Source organism: Ruminococcus sp. HUN007 (genome assembly GCF_000712055.1).
Taxonomy (GTDB): domain Bacteria; phylum Bacillota; class Clostridia; order Oscillospirales; family Ruminococcaceae; genus HUN007.
Genome location: NZ_JOOA01000001.1, coordinates 124466 through 142962, shown reverse-complemented (window position 1 = coordinate 142962; position 18497 = coordinate 124466). Strand labels below are relative to the sequence as shown.

The following is an 18497-nucleotide window of genomic DNA, read 5'->3' as shown; positions in this document are numbered from 1 at the left end:
TCAGAAACAATGTGTACAATAATGGGTTACTGCGGAGCACCGGGCGGTGCTGACAGAGTTTTGGAAGGACTGAAAGCAACGGTGTCGCGCGGACCGGATGACCAGAGGGTAAAGGTACTTGATAACGGAGTTCTTGGTTTTCAGAGACTGTCGATCATGGGACTTACTCCGGAAGGAATGCAGCCTTTTGAACTTGACGGAAGTTATGTCGTATGTAACGGTGAGCTTTACGGATTCAGAAAGCAGAAAGATGAACTCATAAAAAAAGGGTACAGCTTTAAAAGCGACAGTGACTGTGAGATCCTGCTTCCGCTTTACAGGGAGTACGGAACGGAAATGTTTAAAAAGCTCGACGCTGAGTTTGCATGTATAATCTACGATGCAAAGGAAGGTAAGTATATTGCGGCAAGAGATCCGATAGGTATCCGTCCTCTTTATTACGGAAAAGCAGATGACGGTGCGGTATTCTTTGCAAGTGAACCGAAGAATCTTGTCGGGGTTTGTAAAAAGATCATGCCGTTTCCTCCGGGACATTACTGGAAGGACGGTGAGTTTCACTGCTATCACAATATAACGCACGTTGATGAATATATAAAAGATGACCTGGATACAGTCTGCAGAAACATTCATGACAAGCTGGTTTCCGGTATCAGCAAGCGTCTCGATGCTGATGCAAAGGTAGGCTTCCTTCTTTCAGGCGGTCTCGACTCATCACTTGTCTGTGCAGTTGCTCAGAAACAGAGCAAAAAGAAGATACGCACTTTCGCCATTGGTATGAATACCGATGCCATTGACCTTAAGTATGCAAAACAGGTCGCTGACTATATCGGCAGTGATCATACTGAGGTCATTATTACAAAAGATGACGTTCTCGCAGCACTCGAAGATGTAATACATCTCCTCGGTACATTCGATATAACAACCATCCGTGCAAGCATGGGCATGTATCTTCTGTGCAAAGCGATACATGAACAGACCGACATAAGGGTGCTCCTCACAGGTGAGATATCGGACGAACTTTTCGGATACAAGTACACTGATTTTGCTCCTTCTGCAGAAGCTTTCCAGGCCGAATCAGTAAAGCGTGTAAGTGAGCTTCACATGTACGACGTGCTTCGTGCAGACCGCTGTATTTCAGTAAACTCACTCGAAGCAAGAGTTCCGTTCGGTGATCTGGACTTCGTTCACTACGTAATGTCCGTCGATCCTGAAATGAAGCTCAACAAATATAACAAGGGTAAGTATCTTCTCAGAAAAGCCTTCGAAGGAGACTATCTGCCGCACGACATCCTTTACCGTGAAAAAGCTGCCTTCTCGGATGCAGTCGGTCATTCAATGGTCGATCATCTGAAAGAATATGCAGAATCATACTACAGCGATGAGGAATTCGAAAGCAGATGCAGGAAGTACGATCATGCCAGACCGTTTACAAAGGAATCACTTCTTTACCGTGAGATCTTTGAAAAGTACTATGACGGCAGTGACGAAATGATAGTTGATTTCTGGATGCCGAATAAGGAATGGGAAGGCTGCAACGTAAACGACCCGTCAGCCCGCGTGCTTTCAAACTACGGCGAAAGCGGAAAGTAATTTTTTCAGTAGACAAAAGATCATTTTTATGATATACTAATTTCCGGGTGTTATCACCATAATTTATAACCAACAGGAGTATCAGTAACAATGATCTATAACAATATACTGGAAGCTATCGGGCATACACCGATGATCAGACTCAACCGTATGAACAAGCCGGGCAGTGCAGATGTTCTTGTAAAGTTCGAAGGGCTCAATGTCGGCGGATCGATCAAGACAAGAACAGCTTTCAGAATGATAAAAAAAGCTGAACAGGCCGGAAGAATTAAGGAAGATACCATTATTGTTGAACCAACAAGCGGAAATCAGGGTATCGGTCTTGCACTTGTCGGGGCGGTTAAGGGCTATAAAACCGTTATCATTATGCCGGACTCAGTAAGTGAAGAACGCCGTAAGCTCGTTGAACACTACGGCGCACAGGTAATTCTCATTCATGACGACGGTGATATCGGCGCCTGCATTCAGGAATGTCTTAACACTGCTCTTCGAATGGCAGCAGAAGATCCGAGAGTTTTTGTTCCGCAGCAGTTTGAGAACCCGGACAATACCAAGGCGCACAAGTACCATACAGCACTCGAGATAATGGAGGAAGCGGCAGTTACTATCGACGGCTTCTGCTCAGGCATCGGTACAGGCGGCACCATAACAGGAATAGGTGAGGTGCTTAAGGCACAGAATCCTGATATCACTATCTGGGCAGTTGAGCCGGAAAATGCAGCTATTCTTGCCGGCGGTACCATAGGTACACATCTTCAGATGGGTATAGGCGACGGTATTATTCCGAAGATACTCAATCAGAATATATATGACGACATCTGCATTATCAGTGACGAGGACGCTATTAAAACCGCCAAGGATCTTGCACGTCTGGAAGGCATCATGTGCGGTATTTCCAGCGGCACCAATGTTGCGGCTGCTCTTCGTATGGCTGAAAAGCTGGGAGAAGGTAAAACTGTTGTTACTATTCTGCCTGATACAGCTGAAAGATATTTCTCAACTCCGCTTTTTGAATAACAGTATTATCTGATCAGTTTAATAAATGTTAACAGAAGACCTGCGAATTTTTTCCGCAGGTCTTCTGTTTTACTGTTGCACACTAAGTCAGATTAGTGTAAAATATAATCATACAGTTATGGAAATGCTGATTTATTCATAAATCAGCGAGGGGTTCCGGGGCGAAGCTCCGCAAATCCCACTTCCGGAAATCCGTCAAAGCCGGGTTTCCGGTTGATCAGTGATTCTGAAAGAGGGGATAAGATGATTTATAAGGACATTTCGGTGAAGAAAATACCGACAGATATATTTACAGGCGTTATCATTGCACTGGTTTCAATTCCGATTTCAATGGGGTATGCACAGGTTTCCGGACTTCCTGCGGTGTACGGCCTTTACGGATCCATTTTTCCGATCCTGATTTTCGGACTGCTGTCTACTTCAAAACAGTTCATATTCGGAGTCGATGCTGCTCCGGCTGCTCTTGTAGGAGCTTTTCTTACAGCGCTTGAAGTGGAAAGCGGATCTGAACGGGCTGTGCAGATAGTGCCTGTGGTCAGCTTTTTCGTCGGAATCTGGCTTGTTCTTCTTTCAAATCTTAAGGCCGGCCGGCTTGTAAGTTATATTTCATCTCCGGTTATGGGCGGTTTCATAAGCGGTATTTCAACTACCATTATCTTTATGCAGATACCAAAGGTAATGGGCGGAACCAGCGGAACCGGAGAAATGTTCGAACTGGTGGAACATATTATAGAAACCAGCAGGACAAGATTCAATCTGATGTCACTGGGGCTTGGAACAGCTGCACTTGTTATCCTTCTTGTTTCGAAAAAGTTTATTCCGCGTGTGCCGATGTCTATCCCCGTTATGGCTGCCGGAGCGGTTCTCGGATATACGGGATTTGCAGACAGATACGGAGTTGCCAGACTTGAAAATATCGAACGCGGACTTCCTGCATGGAAATTTCCTGACTTTACTGCTCTTGATGTCAGCGACGTTATGTCCACAAGTCTTACCATTGCAATTGTTATAATGGCGGAAACGCTTCTCGCTTCAAATAATCTTGCCGTAAAGAATGGGTATAAACTGAATAACAATCATGAAATACTTGTTTACGGTCTCGGAAATCTTGCGGCCAGCTTTACCGGATGCTGCCCTGTGAACGGATCTGTTTCGCGTTCTGCAATGGGTGATCAGTACGGAGGCAGATCACAGATAATGTCTGTTACTGCGGCTGTTACAATGGCCTGCATTCTTCTTTTCGGAACTTCTTTTATTCAGTATCTTCCGGTTCCAGTGCTTACGGCTATAGTGATAAGTGCACTGCTCGGAGCGGTTGAATTTCATCTTGCTGAGAGTCTGTTTAAGCGTGACAAGCACGAGTTCTTTATTTTCTGCGCTGCATTTTTCGGCGTTCTTCTTTTCGGAACAGTTTACGGAGTTGCTATCGGAATTGTACTGTCCTTTGTTACAGTTATCGTAAACACAGCAAATCCGAAACGTTCGTTTCTCGGAATCATAGACGGGCATGAAGGTTTTCACAGCCTTGAAAGAAACACTTATGCAGTTCCGCTTAAAAATGTGGTACTGTACCGCTTTTCAGGTAATCTCTACTTTGCCAATATAGATGTTTTCATAGATGACATTGAAAAAGCGGTGAGCGGAAACACAAAATGCGTTGTTGTCGATTCCGGCGCCATCTGCAGCATCGATATTACAGCAGCAGACAGAATAGCAGCGCTTTACAGTACGCTTAAGAAAAATAATGTAAAGCTCTATTTTGCATCACATATAGGTCCGCTTAACGACCGTTTCCGTAAACTCGGACTTGGCGAACTTGTCGAGGAAGGACACTGCCGTATGACCATCGCGGCAGCTCTTTCCGATGCAGGTTATTCCGCACCGTACGATACAGAAGAAGCACCGGCTCAGACTGTATCTTCTCCGGAAGACCGTTTCGGTATCCACGAATACGAATGGGCTTTCGGAACGAATGATAAAAATAATAAAACAAAGTGAATACCTGATTAAAGTAACCGGTATAATGTCTTTTATATTTGTCATTTCTTATAATTTTCTATTGTAATCTGACTTTTTTTGATGTATAATTTAAATATAGTTTTTAGGGAGGGGTAATTATGCAGGAATTGCTTGAACGCAAAAGGGGACTTTATCGCACAATTCTTTTAGTGGACGATGAGCTGATCGAACGTGAAATGCTCGGCGCTATGCTCAGTGATCAGTATCATATTCTTTATGCGGAAAACGGCGCTCTTGCACTTGATATAATAAACAGGGAAAAGCAGAAACTTTCTCTTGTTATTCTTGATCTGCATATGCCTGAACTTGACGGGTACAGCCTTCTGAAAATAATCCGTTCTGATGCTGAGCTCAGACGAATTCCTGTAATAATGCTTACTTCAGAAAAATGTGCGGAAGTTGAAAGCCTGAAACTCGGAGCCAGTGATTTTATTTCCAAGCCGTATGAGGCTCCTGATGTTGTCAGAGCCAGAGTTATGCATTCAATTGAACTTGCTGAGGACAGTGTGATAATACACGAGACTGAGCGCGATGAACTTACCGGCCTTTTTAACAAGGAATTTTTCTTCCAGTACGGTAAAAGGCTCGACCTTCAGAATGAAAAAATGCCGATGGACGCACTTGTTATCGATATTAACAGATTCCATATGGTAAATGAACTGTACGGCCGGGAATATGCCAATCTTGTACTCAGAAAAATAGGTGAAACCATACATAAAATAGTCAAGCAGAACGGCGGACTTGCATGCCGCAGCAACAGTGATACATTCTGCGTTTACATCCCTCACGACACAGAACTCCAAAAGAAAGTATCCTTCTATGTTGCAGTTATAAATAAAAAGTTCGAACGAGGCAAGGTAAGCGTCAGAATGGGTATTTATTCTGACGACGGCAGCGGCCTGAGTATGGAACAGAGATTTGACCGCGCATTTCTGGCCTGCCGTAAACTCAGAGACAGCTATTCGACATGCTTCAGTTTTTTACAGTGCGGAACTTCATACAAAAGAATTACATGCTGAGCGGCTTATAAGTGATATGGACAAAGCACTGGCTGAAAAGCAGTTCAGGATCGTTTATCAGCCAAAATACAGTGTAGTGGGAAACAAGCCGAAGCTTACCAGTGCAGAGGCACTTACAAGATGGTATCATCCTGAATTCGGAATTGTCAGTCCGAAAGATTACATTTCACTTTTTGAAACCAACGGACTTATTCATAAACTCGACCGTTACGTCTGGAATGAAGCAGCTTCTCAGATAAAGAAATGGAAAGAAAAATTTGGTGTCTGCGTTCCTGTTTCGGTCAACGTTTCAAGGATCGACATTTTTGATCCGAAACTCAGCAGAACTCTGAGTGACATAACAAGCGAAAACGGACTTGAAAATGATAAACTGCTTCTTGAGATAACCGAGTCAGCTTATACTGAGGATCTTTTACAGGTCGTAAACACTGTTGACGGTCTGCGCAGCCAGGGATTCAAAATTGAAATGGATGACTTCGGAAGCGGCTATTCTTCACTCAATATGCTGACTTCTCTGCCGATAGATGCTCTGAAACTCGATATGGAGTTTATCAGGAATATATGCGAAAGCAAGAAAAACTGCCGCCTTGTGAGCATAATGATAGATATAGCAAGACTGCTTAAAGTGCCGGTCATTGCTGAAGGCGTTGAAACCAGAGGGCAGATGGAATTACTGAAAGAGGTAGGCTGTGATATTATTCAGGGTTACTATTTTTCCAAACCTCTGGGCCCTGAAGAATTTGAAGAACTGATCTCTGCTGAATATGCGGAGGGTACTCATGCTTACAGTTGATACTTTGAGAAAATACGGTGCAGACGTTGATGAAGCCCTGGTAAGATGCATGAACAGGGAAGAATTCTATCTCATGCTTGTCAGCAAAGCACTTGAGGACACAAGACTTTCACTGCTTGAAGAACAGCTGAAAGAAAAGGATTATGAAGCAGCTTTTGAAACAGCACATACCCTGAAAGGTATGTACACAAATTTAGCGCTGACGCCTCTGTCTGAACCGGTTGTGAAAATAACCGAGCTTCTGCGCGCAAAAACTGATACGGATTATTCGAATCTGATTTCAGAAGCAAAATCACAGTTTTCTAAACTGAATAATATCTGATTCAGAAAATGTCAGTTTATGACAGTACTTTCTGCTGTGAAGGGAACAATTCACGAAGTTGCTCCCTTTTTCTTTCCCGGAACATAACGGATAGGCGGGGGTGTAATTATGTTTGGCAAACATTTTGAACTTAACGAGCATACTATTCATATTGTAGAGGATATCGGAAGGCACATGCCTGGCGGCTTTTTTATTTACCGGGCCGGAGGGGACGAAGAACTGCTTTATGCCAATAAGGCTGTCTGCAGTATTTTCGGATGTGAATCACTTTCTGAATTCAGGGAACTGACCGGTTATACTTTCCGCGGAATGGTCCTTCCTTCAGAATATGATGAACTGTCCGCATCTATCGAAAGACAGATGAACACTAACGAGGACAGGATCGGTTATGCGGAATATCATATAAAATGCAGGGACGGAACAATACGTTACGTGGACGGACACGGCCATTTTACTGAGACACTGGCTTACGGCGGCATTTATTATGTTTTTTATGTCTGATATTACTGCCAAAAAAGAAAAAGAAGAGCATGAAAACAAGATGCTTGTCAAGGAAGTACAGGCTGAACAGGCACTCAGAATAGAGCAGGACAGAATGATAAATGCACTGTCATCTGATTACCGCAGCGTATATCATGTGGACCTTGATCATAATGATGCAGTATGCTACCGCGGTGATCCTGAAGATGACGAGCAGACGCGTGAATGGATCCATTTTCCGTTTTACGAAAGATTCAAATGGTATGCTGAACATTCCATCGATGAAAATTTCAGAAACGCGTTTCTGGAATTTCTTGAACCTGAAAACATCAGAAACGGTCTTTCAAAAAGCCCGGTAATTTCTTATTGCTATCTGGTTCACCGCAAGGGCAAGCATTATTATGAAATGATCAAAATCGCAAGTGTTCATCCCGCAGATGAAACGGAAGATGATACCGTGCATGCAGTAGGTCTCGGACTTACAGATATTGATGAGGATTTCAGAAACACTATGATGAAAAACCAGGCGCTTGTGGAAGCACTGGAAGCAGCTGAAAATGCCAACAAAGCTAAAACTGCTTTTCTTTCCAATATGAGTCATGAGATCCGTACTCCGATGAATGCGATAATCGGACTTGACAGACTTGCTCTTCTGAAGGAAGATCTTGATGACGAGACAAGAAATTATCTTAAAAAGATCGGTGAAAGCGCAAGTCATCTGCTTGAACTTATAAATGACATTCTCGATATGAGCCGTATAGAATCCGGCAGGATGATAATAAAGAAGGAAGAATTTTCTCTTTACGATATACTTGAACAGATAAATACGATGGTAATGTCTCAGTGCGAAGACAAAGGCCTTGAATACCGCTGCAGAATAAAGAACAATGTTGCGGAGTACTATATCGGCGACGATATGAAGCTTAAAACAGGTACTTATCAACATTCTCAGTAACGCGATCAAGTTTACCAATGCTCCGGGCAAAGTCAGACTTACAGTAGAATGCATTTCAGTTTACCGTGAAAAATCTGCCGTAAAGTTTGTTATCAGCGATACAGGAATCGGAATGGATGAACCCTTTATTCCGAAAGTCTTTGATACGTTTTCCCAGGAGGACAGCAACCGCAACAATAAATTCGGCAGCACCGGCCTTGGAATGGCTATCGCCAAGAACATTATCGATGTCATGAACGGCACGATTTCAGTTAAATCGCGTAAAGGAAAGGGTACGGAGTTCAGTGTGGTTATCACCTTCAATAACTGCCAGTATCATAACGGGGAGGAAGCAGAACACGAAACCGATTGCAGACAGAGGGCCGATCTTAACGGATGCCGTATACTTCTGGCTGAAGATGTATTTATTAATGCGGAAATAATGAATGAGATCCTCAGCGTAAAAGGGGCGGAGACTGACTATGCGGAAACCGGTGCCGCTGCGCTTAAGAAATTCTCATCCAGTGAGCTGTGGCATTATGACGCTGTACTTATGGATGTAAGAATGCCGGAAATGGACGGCCTGGAGGCTACATCCAGAATTCGTGCACTTGACCGTCCGGATGCACGTGCGGTTCCTATAATCGCAATGACCGCGAACGCATTCGACGAAGATGTCCAGCGTTCCATGCAGGCCGGCATGAATGCACATCTTTCAAAACCGGTTGAGCCGGATAAACTTTATCAGACCCTTGAGGAACTCATATGGGAAACTGATAAAAACAACTAAGGAAACACTGATTTAATCGGAAATCCGGCTTCGCCGGATTTCCGGAGGTGGGATTTGCGGGGCTTCGCCCCGAAGCCCCACGCTGATTTATGAAAAAATCAGCGTTTCCCTAAATAAATATCAGTAAGCACTTGCTTGCTGCATTAAAATTAACAGGAGGAAATTATGGAAAGAGTTTTAAAGTTTTTAAAGGAAGCCGGAACATACTATCTTGCTACAACTGAGGGAGACCAGCCTCGTGTACGTCCTTTCGGTACTGCAGTCGCCTTTGAAGGTAAACTGTATATTCAGACCGGAAAGAGCAAGAACGTTTCAAAACAGCTGCACATCAATCCGAAATTTGAGATATGTGCATTCAAAGGCGGAGAATGGATAAGAATCGCAGGAACGCTGGTTGAAGATGACAGAAGAGAAGCAAGACAGGCTGTTCTTGATGATTATCCTGAACTTCAGTCTATGTATTCTGCTGACGACGGCAACACGGAAGCATTTTATATTAAAGACGCAGTTGCTGTAATCAGTTCATTTACCAAGGCTCCTGAAACAATTAAATTCTGATAATAAAAGTATCAGTGTTTCCTTAAGAAAACGCTGATTTATTCATAAATCAGCGTAGGGGACCGGGGCGAAGCCCCGCAAATTCCCCTTCCGGAAATCCGGCGAAGTCGGATTTCCGGTTTAATCAGTGTTTCCTTAAACAAACGGCATCTGAAAATGCATAGTTACATTTTTTCAGATGCCGTTTGTCATATATTGCTGATTTACAGCCGGTTAAGTTTGTCTTTTTAAGCATTCGCTTGCAATAAGTCCTTAATTGGAGTATAATTATAATGCACGTCAGAATAATTGTTCCGGGAGATAAATATGAAAAACATAGCCATGTGGTTTTCTAATCTCAGCATTATGAGAAAAGTACAGCATATTTTTGCTGTATCAATGGTTGTAACTATTTTGTTATGCACCTTGTTTTTTGTTTCTATAACACGTGTCAAACTTGCGCATACAAATTCTGAACGCAATGCTGACAAACTGAATTCAGTTCAGAAAAGTTATGAGGCAGTAATAAATAACGTTAATAACATAAGCCGGCTGATTACGGTCAATGATTCAGTTCTGAACTATCTCAGGGATGAACGCCCGGGAGATAACAAAACTGTAGACGATGGTGTCAGAAGTGAACTTTACCGTATCCTGAATTCATTTTCAGGCAGATATACGGTTTTTGTTCTTAAACAGGCTGAAGTACTTGATGATAATCCTATGCGAATGGATTCCGAACCGCAGGAACCTCCTAAAAAAGTTCTGAAAACGTATTATGTGAATACATCTATCGGAATTATATCCCCTAATCTTGAAGAACTTTTCAGCCCGCGCTGGTACGGACGTGCAGCCTCCAGAAAAGGCGGATACATAGTAATGCCTGATAACTCAAATGTATTCAGCTTTAACAGCGGTATAAGAACGGTTTCTTTCATAAGGGTCGTAAATGATATTGATACGCAGAAACCGCTCGGTTTACTGGTTATAAATATACCGCTTAGTGAGATAACAGAAACATATGAAAATTTCGTCAGCGATGACTGCATTATAGCGTACTGTGATTCAGACGGATACATTTTAAGCAGCAATGCTGACGATTCTGCAATACAGGATCTTCTGAAACGGAAGCCGCAGATAACTGAGCGTGATTCTTATCACACTGTATCCAGAACCAGAACTATAGACAGCAGAAAGATATCAGATACAGGCATTTATATAGTATGTTCTTCGAAAACATCATTTCTTGATGAATTTTCCCAGGAACTCGTGATCCAGATAATAGGAATGCTTATCCTTATTATCGTAATGCTGAGTTTCATCAGTAAATACATCAATATGTATATTACACTTCCGGTCAAGAAACTTTCAGATATAATGAAAGTCGACAGAAAAGGCTCTTCTCCTGTCACTCTTATCGACAATGACAATGAAAGAAGCGACGAGATAGGAGATCTTTACAATTGCTACAATGCCATGGGAGCAAGGATCAATGATCTTCTTGAGACAGTAGTCGAAAAGGAAAAACAGAGAGTACATGCGGAAATGATCGCTGTTCAGGAACAGATGAATCCTCATTTTCTCTATAATACTCTTGATACAATAGGCTGCATGGCGTTTCAGAATTCGCCGGAAGAAGTTTATGATGCAATAGAAACTCTAGGTGTTTTCTACCGTAAATTTTTAAGCAAGGGCAGTGAAGCGATCACGGTCAGCGATGAGGTCACTATAGTTCAGAAATACATCAAGCTTCTGAAACTGAGAAATGATGCGGAATTCACTGATGAATACTATATTGAGCCGGGGCTGGAAAACGTAATGGTTACTAAGCTTATTTTACAGCCTCTTGTAGAAAATTCAATTCAGCACGGTATAATCCCTAAGGGAGAGCCGGGCGTTATAAGAATAAGCATTTATTCAGAGAATAACAGAATGCACATCAAGGTTTATGATTCCGGAGTAGGAATGGATGAATATCAGACAGCGGCGCTGCTTAAAGATGATAATCCAAAGAGTTTCGGATTCAAGAGCACTGTCAAACGAATAAGAAGTTTTTATCAGAACAATGCTTTTGTAAGTATAAACAGTAAAGTCGGGGAATTCTGTGAGATAGACATTAATGTTCCGTGTCACAGATAAGTACGGATTTCAGTTGTTAATGGCTGGACCGGGGACAGGTATGCACCGTATGACGGTGTCTGCCTTGTTTCATAATATGGAGGTGATCAGAAATGTATAAGGTAATGATAATTGATGATGAGAAATCATTAAGAGATCTTCTGAAAATTACAATAGACTGGAAGCGTTTCGGATTGGAGTGCTGCGGCGAGGCGTCCAGCGGGATCGAGGCTATCAATGTAATCGATGATCTGAAACCGGATATAGTCTTTGTTGATATAAAAATGCCTTTTATGGACGGTATTGAATTTTCCCAGATCGCTATAAAGCAGTATCCTCACATCAAAATAATTATTCTTACCGCTATGAATGAATTTGAATATGCCCGTAAGTGTGTCGGCATCGGTGTCAGAGAATATCTTACAAAGCCGATGGTAAGGGAAGACGTAAACAATACACTGGAAAGAATAATTCAGGAACTCGATGAGCGTCAGCCTGAACCTGAGTCTGAATCGGATATAATCGACAGGCTTTCTGCTTCCAGCAGTTCCATGAACAAAATATGTGAGTATATCAGAAAGAATTATAATAATTCGGAACTGAATCTTACCTATGCAGCCCACAAGTTCAATTTCAACACGAGCTATCTCAGCAGAAGGTTCAAGGAAGATACGGGAATGAGTTTCATTGATTATCTTACCAAATGCCGTATGGAAAGAGCACTTGAACTTGCGGCAAAGCAGGTGCAGATGTATCTCACCGCCAAGGAAGTAGGCATTCCTGATCCTAACTATTTCAGTAAATGTTTTAAGAAATATACCGGAAAGTCCTATACAGAAGTAATAAAGGAACTTCACGGATAAAAAACACCGGCATATGCTGTTAATGAAAGCATATGCCGGTGTTTCTTTATCTGAAAGGGAAGGTACCTGCTATCCCTTTGCTATTTCTATAACGAATTTATCATCAACTATTTTCAGACGAAGCGTTTTAACGTATCTGCTGCAGAAGTTTTCCATTTCCTTCTTGCTCGCTGTGACCTTGGTTTCTTCGTAGATTTTGTGAGTAAGTTCAAGCGGGTTTTCTCCAAGCAGAGTCGGTATATGTTTTTCAAGTGCCGTAAGAAGCACGGTACGCTTGAGTTCTTCTGTATTGGCACTGCAGAAATCATCTATGGCACAGTTGTATATGCTGTGCTCATCGAGTGCATTTCTGATATCTGATCCGCACTTTTCATATTCATACATTACAATAAAATGGGCATCAGGAAGACTTTTTATAAGCCCCCAGAAATCAGAATCGCTTGAAACGATTATAAATGAAGTTATTCCGTTTCGGTAGAAGTCTGTAACTACACTTGCGGTCATACGTACATCAACAAGAGATTTTCTGTCCGTAACTCTTTCTATTTCAATATGTTCGACAGGAATTCGTATGAATTTTGAAAGCCAGTCCCATGCTTCAGTTGTGTTGACATCATCATAAAGAGTTATTTTATCTATTTTTGCCAGTTCATCCTGATTAAGTCCTTTGAGAACGCTGTAGAGTTTAAACGGATTTGAATTTTCGCAGTCAACCGCTACAGCAGTTTTTACCGAACTGTCTATGAAATCATAAATATTATTTCTTGTTTCCTCGTCAGCGTCTTTGTATTTTGTTTCGTCGTAAAAATAATCTTTGTGCTGGCTGTAAATGATTTTAAGAAATTTTCTGTCTGAGTATACTATGCTTCCGACTTCCTGCGGCTTCCAGTGTATAAACATCTGAAACGGATAATGCTCAAGATTTGCCATGTATTTATTGAATTCATTTACCATGACATCTTTTTTATTGTATTTTGGTATATAGAAAAGATCACGTATGTAGTCCCAGTTCAGCCAGTCGTAAAACAGTCTGGAACATTTATCGATATTTTCATTAATGAGTTTTGTGAAATCCTGCATGTATTCTTCTGATCTGTGATTTGCATGAATAATTGTGAATCCCCATTTTTCAAGCTGTCTGATATTATCCTGATCGTACCATTCAAGTGTATTGAGATTTTTCAGATCGTATCGAATCGCGGTGTCTGTTTTTTTGAAATGAAGAAGAAGCGCTGTCCTGAGTTTGCAAAGATATCTGATCACTGTTGCATCTTTGTCTTCACGGAGTCTGCTGATAAGTTCCGTACATTCCGGGTAACTGTTCTGTAACGCATTCATTCTGACGCCGATCATATAAGCTATTGTGGCAACTACGTCTTTTGTATCAACTGTCATATATTTCTGCCTCCTTTTTGTTATACTGATTTTTGATATAATATAGCGAAAACACTTTTAAGTGCATTAAAACCGGACCGTGATCATTTTATAACGGCCGGTAACCAATCGGTGTTTCCTGAAATAAAAATGAATTATGATATTAATATACTGCGCAATTTATGCCATCACTGTCACCTCCAGTCATATTTATATTATAATTATATACTATAATCAGGAATGTTTCAATGTTAAATGGTGAAAATTATGTGAAATATACAAATGAAACCGACTGCAGAGCAGCAGCCGGTTTTCGTGATCGCTTATATATCGAAAATATATGCAAATCAGTATAAGTATATTATTCGGATCGGGTTGACACTACTTTAGTGCATCTGTTTGCTTCGACTGGAAATCAGACACCTTTGAATTTGATATCCTTGTATTTCTGGATCTTTGAAGCTACTTCCTCGCGCTTTTTCGGATCCATGAAGAATCCGCCCTGAGTATCAGCAATTTCGTCACAGTGAACGCCGCGTCCTTCTTCTGATGTACGGTCACGTTCAAGTCCGTTTGCAGCAATAACAAATTTCCACTTGCCGTCTTCTGTCTTTACAAGGTCACCGCCTGCGCCGCATACAGCACATTCGATAGGGTACTGAAGACCTCTCCACTGCGGTTCACCGAGACATAAGCAGTTGCTGTGACAGTTAGGGCACCAGCCTGCATCAGGTTCGCCGAGCCACTTGCGCTCTGCAGCTGGTGTGTTAAGAGATTTCATAATATTTGCGCCGATCTCTCTTGCACGTGCAAGCTTTTCTTCGTGGAGAAGTACCTGTGCAGGAGCCGGAACCATTGTAGCAGTGAACATATCAACGATCTTAAAGCTGTTGGAGAATGTTGATGCCTGCATACATTCAAGTGTCATACTCTGCCATGAACGTGATGAACCGCCGACAGCGATAAGAGCACCAACACGGTCACGGTGACTGATGGCACCGATCTTTGTAAGGAATGCTGTTTCGTAAGCAAGGTTTCTGTGCATGAATTTAAGGTACTCTGATGATGGCATAAGTGCAAATGTAGGTGCAGCGAAAATTACTGCATCCTGTTCGAGCAGCACTTTCATGATCTTCTTTTTGTCATCCTTCTGGTCAAGTGAACAGCCTGTGTGCTTGCCCATTGACATACCCATTGTACATGCAGTACATCCGGTACAGTCAAGAAGATTGTAGTCCTTGAGGTTGATCATTGTGACCTCTGCGCCCTGTTCCTGACAGACTAAAAGTGCTTCCTTGAGAAGTATATCACAGTTACTGTCCTTTCGTCCTGCTGAAACGCCCATTACTTTAAAAGCCATTTTTTATTCTCCTTTTGTTTTCTTTACATAAAATACTCATTAGAAATATGAATAGTTTTAAACGTTCATAATAATTATAGTACAGGAATTGACCCTTTGTCAACCTGTTTCTTGCTGTATGCAGGAGGTGTCAGGGAAACGCTGATTAAAAGGAACTCCTTAAATTCAGATTAAATCTGAATTTACAAGGTTAATTATAATCACCAAACAGAACGGCATTAAAGCAATGCAGATTATACGTTTGTTAGAAAATCCTGTTCGCACTTTACTTTTGAACGCATAAAAGATTATAATATAATCAGTGTAAAGTTATGAAAAACAGGACATCCATTAATCTATAATGAAAGGATCGTTTCGCATTGAAAAAAATTAAATCGTTTACATCCACTGCAGTGGCCGGTGTTATGGCATTATCATTCCTTGCAGGATACGGCGGACTTTTTACATGTGATACTGTAAAGGCAGGACAGCAGCTTGGTCAGCTTGACTTTGATGACGGAATAGGCCTTCCGTGGCATATCTGTGAGTCAGAAACCGGTAAAATGGAGTTTGAAGTTAAGGACGGAAAGTATCAGATCACGATAGTGAATCCGGGCGGTGCTTCAAACGGCGGTGAAGACAGATGGGACTGTCAGTTCAGACACAGAGGACTTAAGATCGTCGCAGGTCATCAGTACGAGATATCCTATGAGATAACTGCATCAAAATCAGGACAGTATTACACCAAGATAGGTAATCTTGACGGTGATGTTGAACTCTGGCACAGCAATACAAATGACGGCGATTTCGGTTCGAACTGGGGCATGATCCAGCTTGCTGCAAACCAGACGAAGAAAGTAAACATGACTTTCACAACAAGCCAGAGCCTTGACGTAGCTGAGTGGGCTTTCCATTTAGGCGGTGACGGACAGTACACACAGGGAGGATGCTTCCCGGCCGGAACAGTTATCACATTCGATAACATGTCACTTATCGACAAGACAAGTGATGAGAATGACTATAAATCTGATGAACACTGGGAGAGGGCATCAGTTCTTGTAAACCAGCTCGGATATTTCCCTAAGGGCGAAAAGAAGGCAACACTTCTTTCCGATTCTTCAAAGGCAATAAGCTTTGAAGTTTTTGACAGCAATGACAAGAGCGTATTCAAGGGCAAGTCAGAACCAATGGGACACGACGACGACTCCAATGACGACGTTCACATTCTTGATTTTTCGAAACTTGATGAAGAGGGCGACGGATTCTACATTGTTGCTGACGGTGAGGAAAGCCATGAATTTTCCATTAAGGATAATCTCTACTCGAATATGCTCTACGATTCCCTTAATTACTTCTATCAGAACAGAAGCGGAGTGCCGATCGAAAGTGAATACATCTCTTCAGGCGATGCATCAGCACTTGCACGAGCAGCTGGTCATAATCCTGACAACTGCATAACGGACCAGTGCTGGGGCTATACAGACAACTACAGTCTCGACGTTACAGGCGGATGGTACGACGCTGGTGACCACGGCAAATACGTAGTAAACGGCGGTATCTCACTCTGGACAATGCAGAACCAGTATGAGCGTTCACTGTATGTCAAGGGTGTAAATCAGGACCTTTACGGTGACGGTGCCCTCAATATCCCTGAAAGCGGAAACGGTGTTCCGGATATTCTTGATGAAGCAAGAGTAGAGCTTGAGTGGATGATGAAAATGATGGTTCCTGAAGGATACAAATACGCAGGAATGGTACATCATAAAATTCACGATGAAAAGTGGACTGGTCTTGCAACTGCTCCGGCAGATGATGACAAGCAGCGTATAATCAAGCCTCCTACGACAACAGCAACACTTAACTTTGCTGCCTGTGCAGCTCAGGGCTACAGACTGTGGAAGGACTTCGACAAGAAATTTGCTGAAGAATGTCTTGAAAAGGCTAAGACAGCCTACGAAGCAGCAAAGAAGAATCCGACAATGTTTGCACCTCTCGACGAATCAACAGGCGGCGGTGCCTACGGCGATAACTGTGCTGATGATGAATTCTACTGGGCAGCTTGTGAACTTTATCTTGCAACAGGCGACAAGGATTACTACAAGGATCTTTCCGGTTCAGACTTTGCTTTCGGCGTAGACACTGAACTCAACGGTGGTGAAGATAACGGGCTTACAGGAAGTTTCGACTGGGGCAACGTTGCCGCACTTGGTACCATGTCTCTTGCTACTGTTAAGGATGGTGTGTCTGACAAGGAACTTAAGAAGATAACCAGCAATTTTGCTGATGCATCAGATTATTTCATAGACATTGAAAACAATCAGGGTTACGGTGTTCCGATAAAATCATCACAAGTGGATGCCGGAAACGGTAAGACGGTAAACGGTTATCCTTGGGGGTCAAACTCATTTATCATCAATACATCAATGATCATGGCATATGCATATGACCTGACAGGTGATTCTGTATACCTTGACGGCGCCAAGACAGCTCTTGACTACATCATGGGACGCAATCCTCTTGATAACTGTTACGTTACAGGATATGGTGAACACAGCACCAAGAATCCTCATCACCGCTGGTGGTCACATCAGATAGATGACGCATTCCCTTCAGCTCCGGACGGCGTTCTTGCCGGCGGTCCGAACTCAGGACTTCAGGATCCGTGGGTAAAGGGACTTGGCTATGAATCAGGCGAACTTGCTCCTCAGCTCTGTTATGTTGACCATATTGAAGCATGGAGCACTAACGAATGTACAATTAACTGGAATGCACCTCTTGCATGGATGACAGGCTTCCTTACAGATGAACCTGTCAGAGAGGTCAAATCCCTTAAATACGACGATTCAGAAGATTCCGAAGAAGAGGAAGATGAGAAGCCGGCAGTAACCAAAAAGGCTTCCGAGAAGAAAAAAACAACTGTCGATGAAGATGATGACAGTGATTCAAAGAGATCTGACAGGTCTGATTCTGATGATGATGACAAGGACTTTAAAGACAGTATAATTGACCTCGGAAAAACGATCTGCATGTATGTAGGTGCCGGTGTTATAGGACTTCTTGTGGTTATCGGTCTTATAAACGGAATTATTACACTTATAAAAGGTGCGATAAAAAAAGGTAAAAATAAAAAGAACGGATCTGACAATGATCAGTAAGCACCGCAAACAATAATACAATTTTCATTATTAGGCAGACGCAGACCCCTGTTTGCGTCTGTTTTTTTGTATGCGCCTGATTAATTTACAGAATAGTATATTAATTTTGCATGATATGTCATTGAAAAGAGTTTAATGATAGAGTAT

General features: G+C 42.2%; 15 protein-coding genes. 13 read left to right on the top strand and 2 right to left on the bottom strand.

What is annotated here, in order from left to right:
• The first annotated feature begins 9 nt into the window (after positions 1–9).
• From asnB to CC97_RS00525, 12 genes are all read left to right on the top strand, one after another.
• On the top strand, positions 10–1590 hold the full coding sequence (gene asnB / locus CC97_RS00570) for an asparagine synthase B (RefSeq protein WP_044973164.1): 1581 nt from the start codon (positions 10–12) through the stop codon (positions 1588–1590).
• A gap of 90 nt (positions 1591–1680) precedes the next feature.
• On the top strand, positions 1681–2607 hold the full coding sequence (cysK, locus tag CC97_RS00565; RefSeq protein ID WP_044973162.1) for a cysteine synthase A: 927 nt from the start codon (positions 1681–1683) through the stop codon (positions 2605–2607).
• A gap of 243 nt (positions 2608–2850) precedes the next feature.
• Entirely contained in the window at positions 2851–4605 is a 1755-nt protein-coding gene (locus CC97_RS00560) for a SulP family inorganic anion transporter (protein ID WP_081849918.1), read from the top strand.
• A gap of 119 nt (positions 4606–4724) precedes the next feature.
• The gene (locus tag CC97_RS18370; RefSeq protein ID WP_049962582.1) at positions 4725–5645 is read left to right on the top strand and encodes a response regulator; all 921 of its coding nucleotides are present in this window, start codon (positions 4725–4727) and stop codon (positions 5643–5645) included.
• Between the two features lie 16 nt (positions 5646–5661).
• Positions 5662–6438: an EAL domain-containing protein gene (locus CC97_RS18365; protein ID WP_049962581.1), complete on the top strand. Its 777-nt coding sequence runs from the start codon at positions 5662–5664 to the stop codon at positions 6436–6438.
• The gene (locus CC97_RS00550; protein WP_044973161.1) at positions 6425–6760 is read left to right on the top strand and encodes an Hpt domain-containing protein; all 336 of its coding nucleotides are present in this window, start codon (positions 6425–6427) and stop codon (positions 6758–6760) included. The genes CC97_RS18365 and CC97_RS00550 overlap by 14 nt, the downstream gene beginning before the upstream one ends.
• A 108-nt stretch (positions 6761–6868) precedes the next feature.
• Positions 6869–7261, top strand: a complete 393-nt coding sequence (locus CC97_RS00545) for a PAS domain-containing protein (protein ID WP_044973160.1) — start codon at positions 6869–6871, stop codon at positions 7259–7261.
• Positions 7245–8195, top strand: a complete 951-nt coding sequence (locus tag CC97_RS18360) for a histidine kinase dimerization/phospho-acceptor domain-containing protein (protein WP_049962580.1) — start codon at positions 7245–7247, stop codon at positions 8193–8195. The genes CC97_RS00545 and CC97_RS18360 overlap by 17 nt, the downstream gene beginning before the upstream one ends.
• Positions 8179–8964, top strand: coding sequence for a response regulator (locus CC97_RS18355; protein WP_347493460.1), 786 nt, complete (start codon positions 8179–8181; stop codon positions 8962–8964). Before CC97_RS18360 ends, CC97_RS18355 begins: the two co-directional genes overlap by 17 nt.
• Before the next feature lie 165 nt (positions 8965–9129).
• Entirely contained in the window at positions 9130–9522 is a 393-nt protein-coding gene (locus tag CC97_RS00535; protein ID WP_044973159.1) for a pyridoxamine 5'-phosphate oxidase family protein, read from the top strand.
• A gap of 306 nt (positions 9523–9828) precedes the next feature.
• A complete protein-coding gene (locus tag CC97_RS00530; RefSeq protein ID WP_044973157.1) occupies positions 9829–11640 on the top strand; it encodes a sensor histidine kinase in 1812 nt (603 codons plus the stop codon).
• 92 nt (positions 11641–11732) lie between these two features.
• Complete coding sequence (locus CC97_RS00525) at positions 11733–12482, top strand: response regulator (protein ID WP_044973155.1); 750 nt, start codon at positions 11733–11735, stop codon at positions 12480–12482.
• Between the two features lie 69 nt (positions 12483–12551).
• Here CC97_RS00525 and CC97_RS00520 read toward each other — a convergent pair whose 3' ends face one another.
• Positions 12552–13877 (bottom strand): NYN domain-containing protein, encoded by a 1326-nt coding sequence (locus CC97_RS00520; protein ID WP_044973153.1) that lies wholly within the window; start codon positions 13875–13877, stop codon positions 12552–12554.
• A gap of 394 nt (positions 13878–14271) precedes the next feature.
• Complete coding sequence (locus CC97_RS00515) at positions 14272–15216, bottom strand: flavodoxin family protein (protein ID WP_044973152.1); 945 nt, start codon at positions 15214–15216, stop codon at positions 14272–14274.
• A gap of 359 nt (positions 15217–15575) precedes the next feature.
• Here CC97_RS00515 and CC97_RS00510 point away from each other — a divergent pair, with 359 nt between their 5' ends.
• A complete protein-coding gene (locus CC97_RS00510) occupies positions 15576–18350 on the top strand; it encodes a glycoside hydrolase family 9 protein (RefSeq protein ID WP_049962578.1) in 2775 nt (924 codons plus the stop codon).
• The last annotated feature ends 147 nt before the right edge of the window (positions 18351–18497 follow it).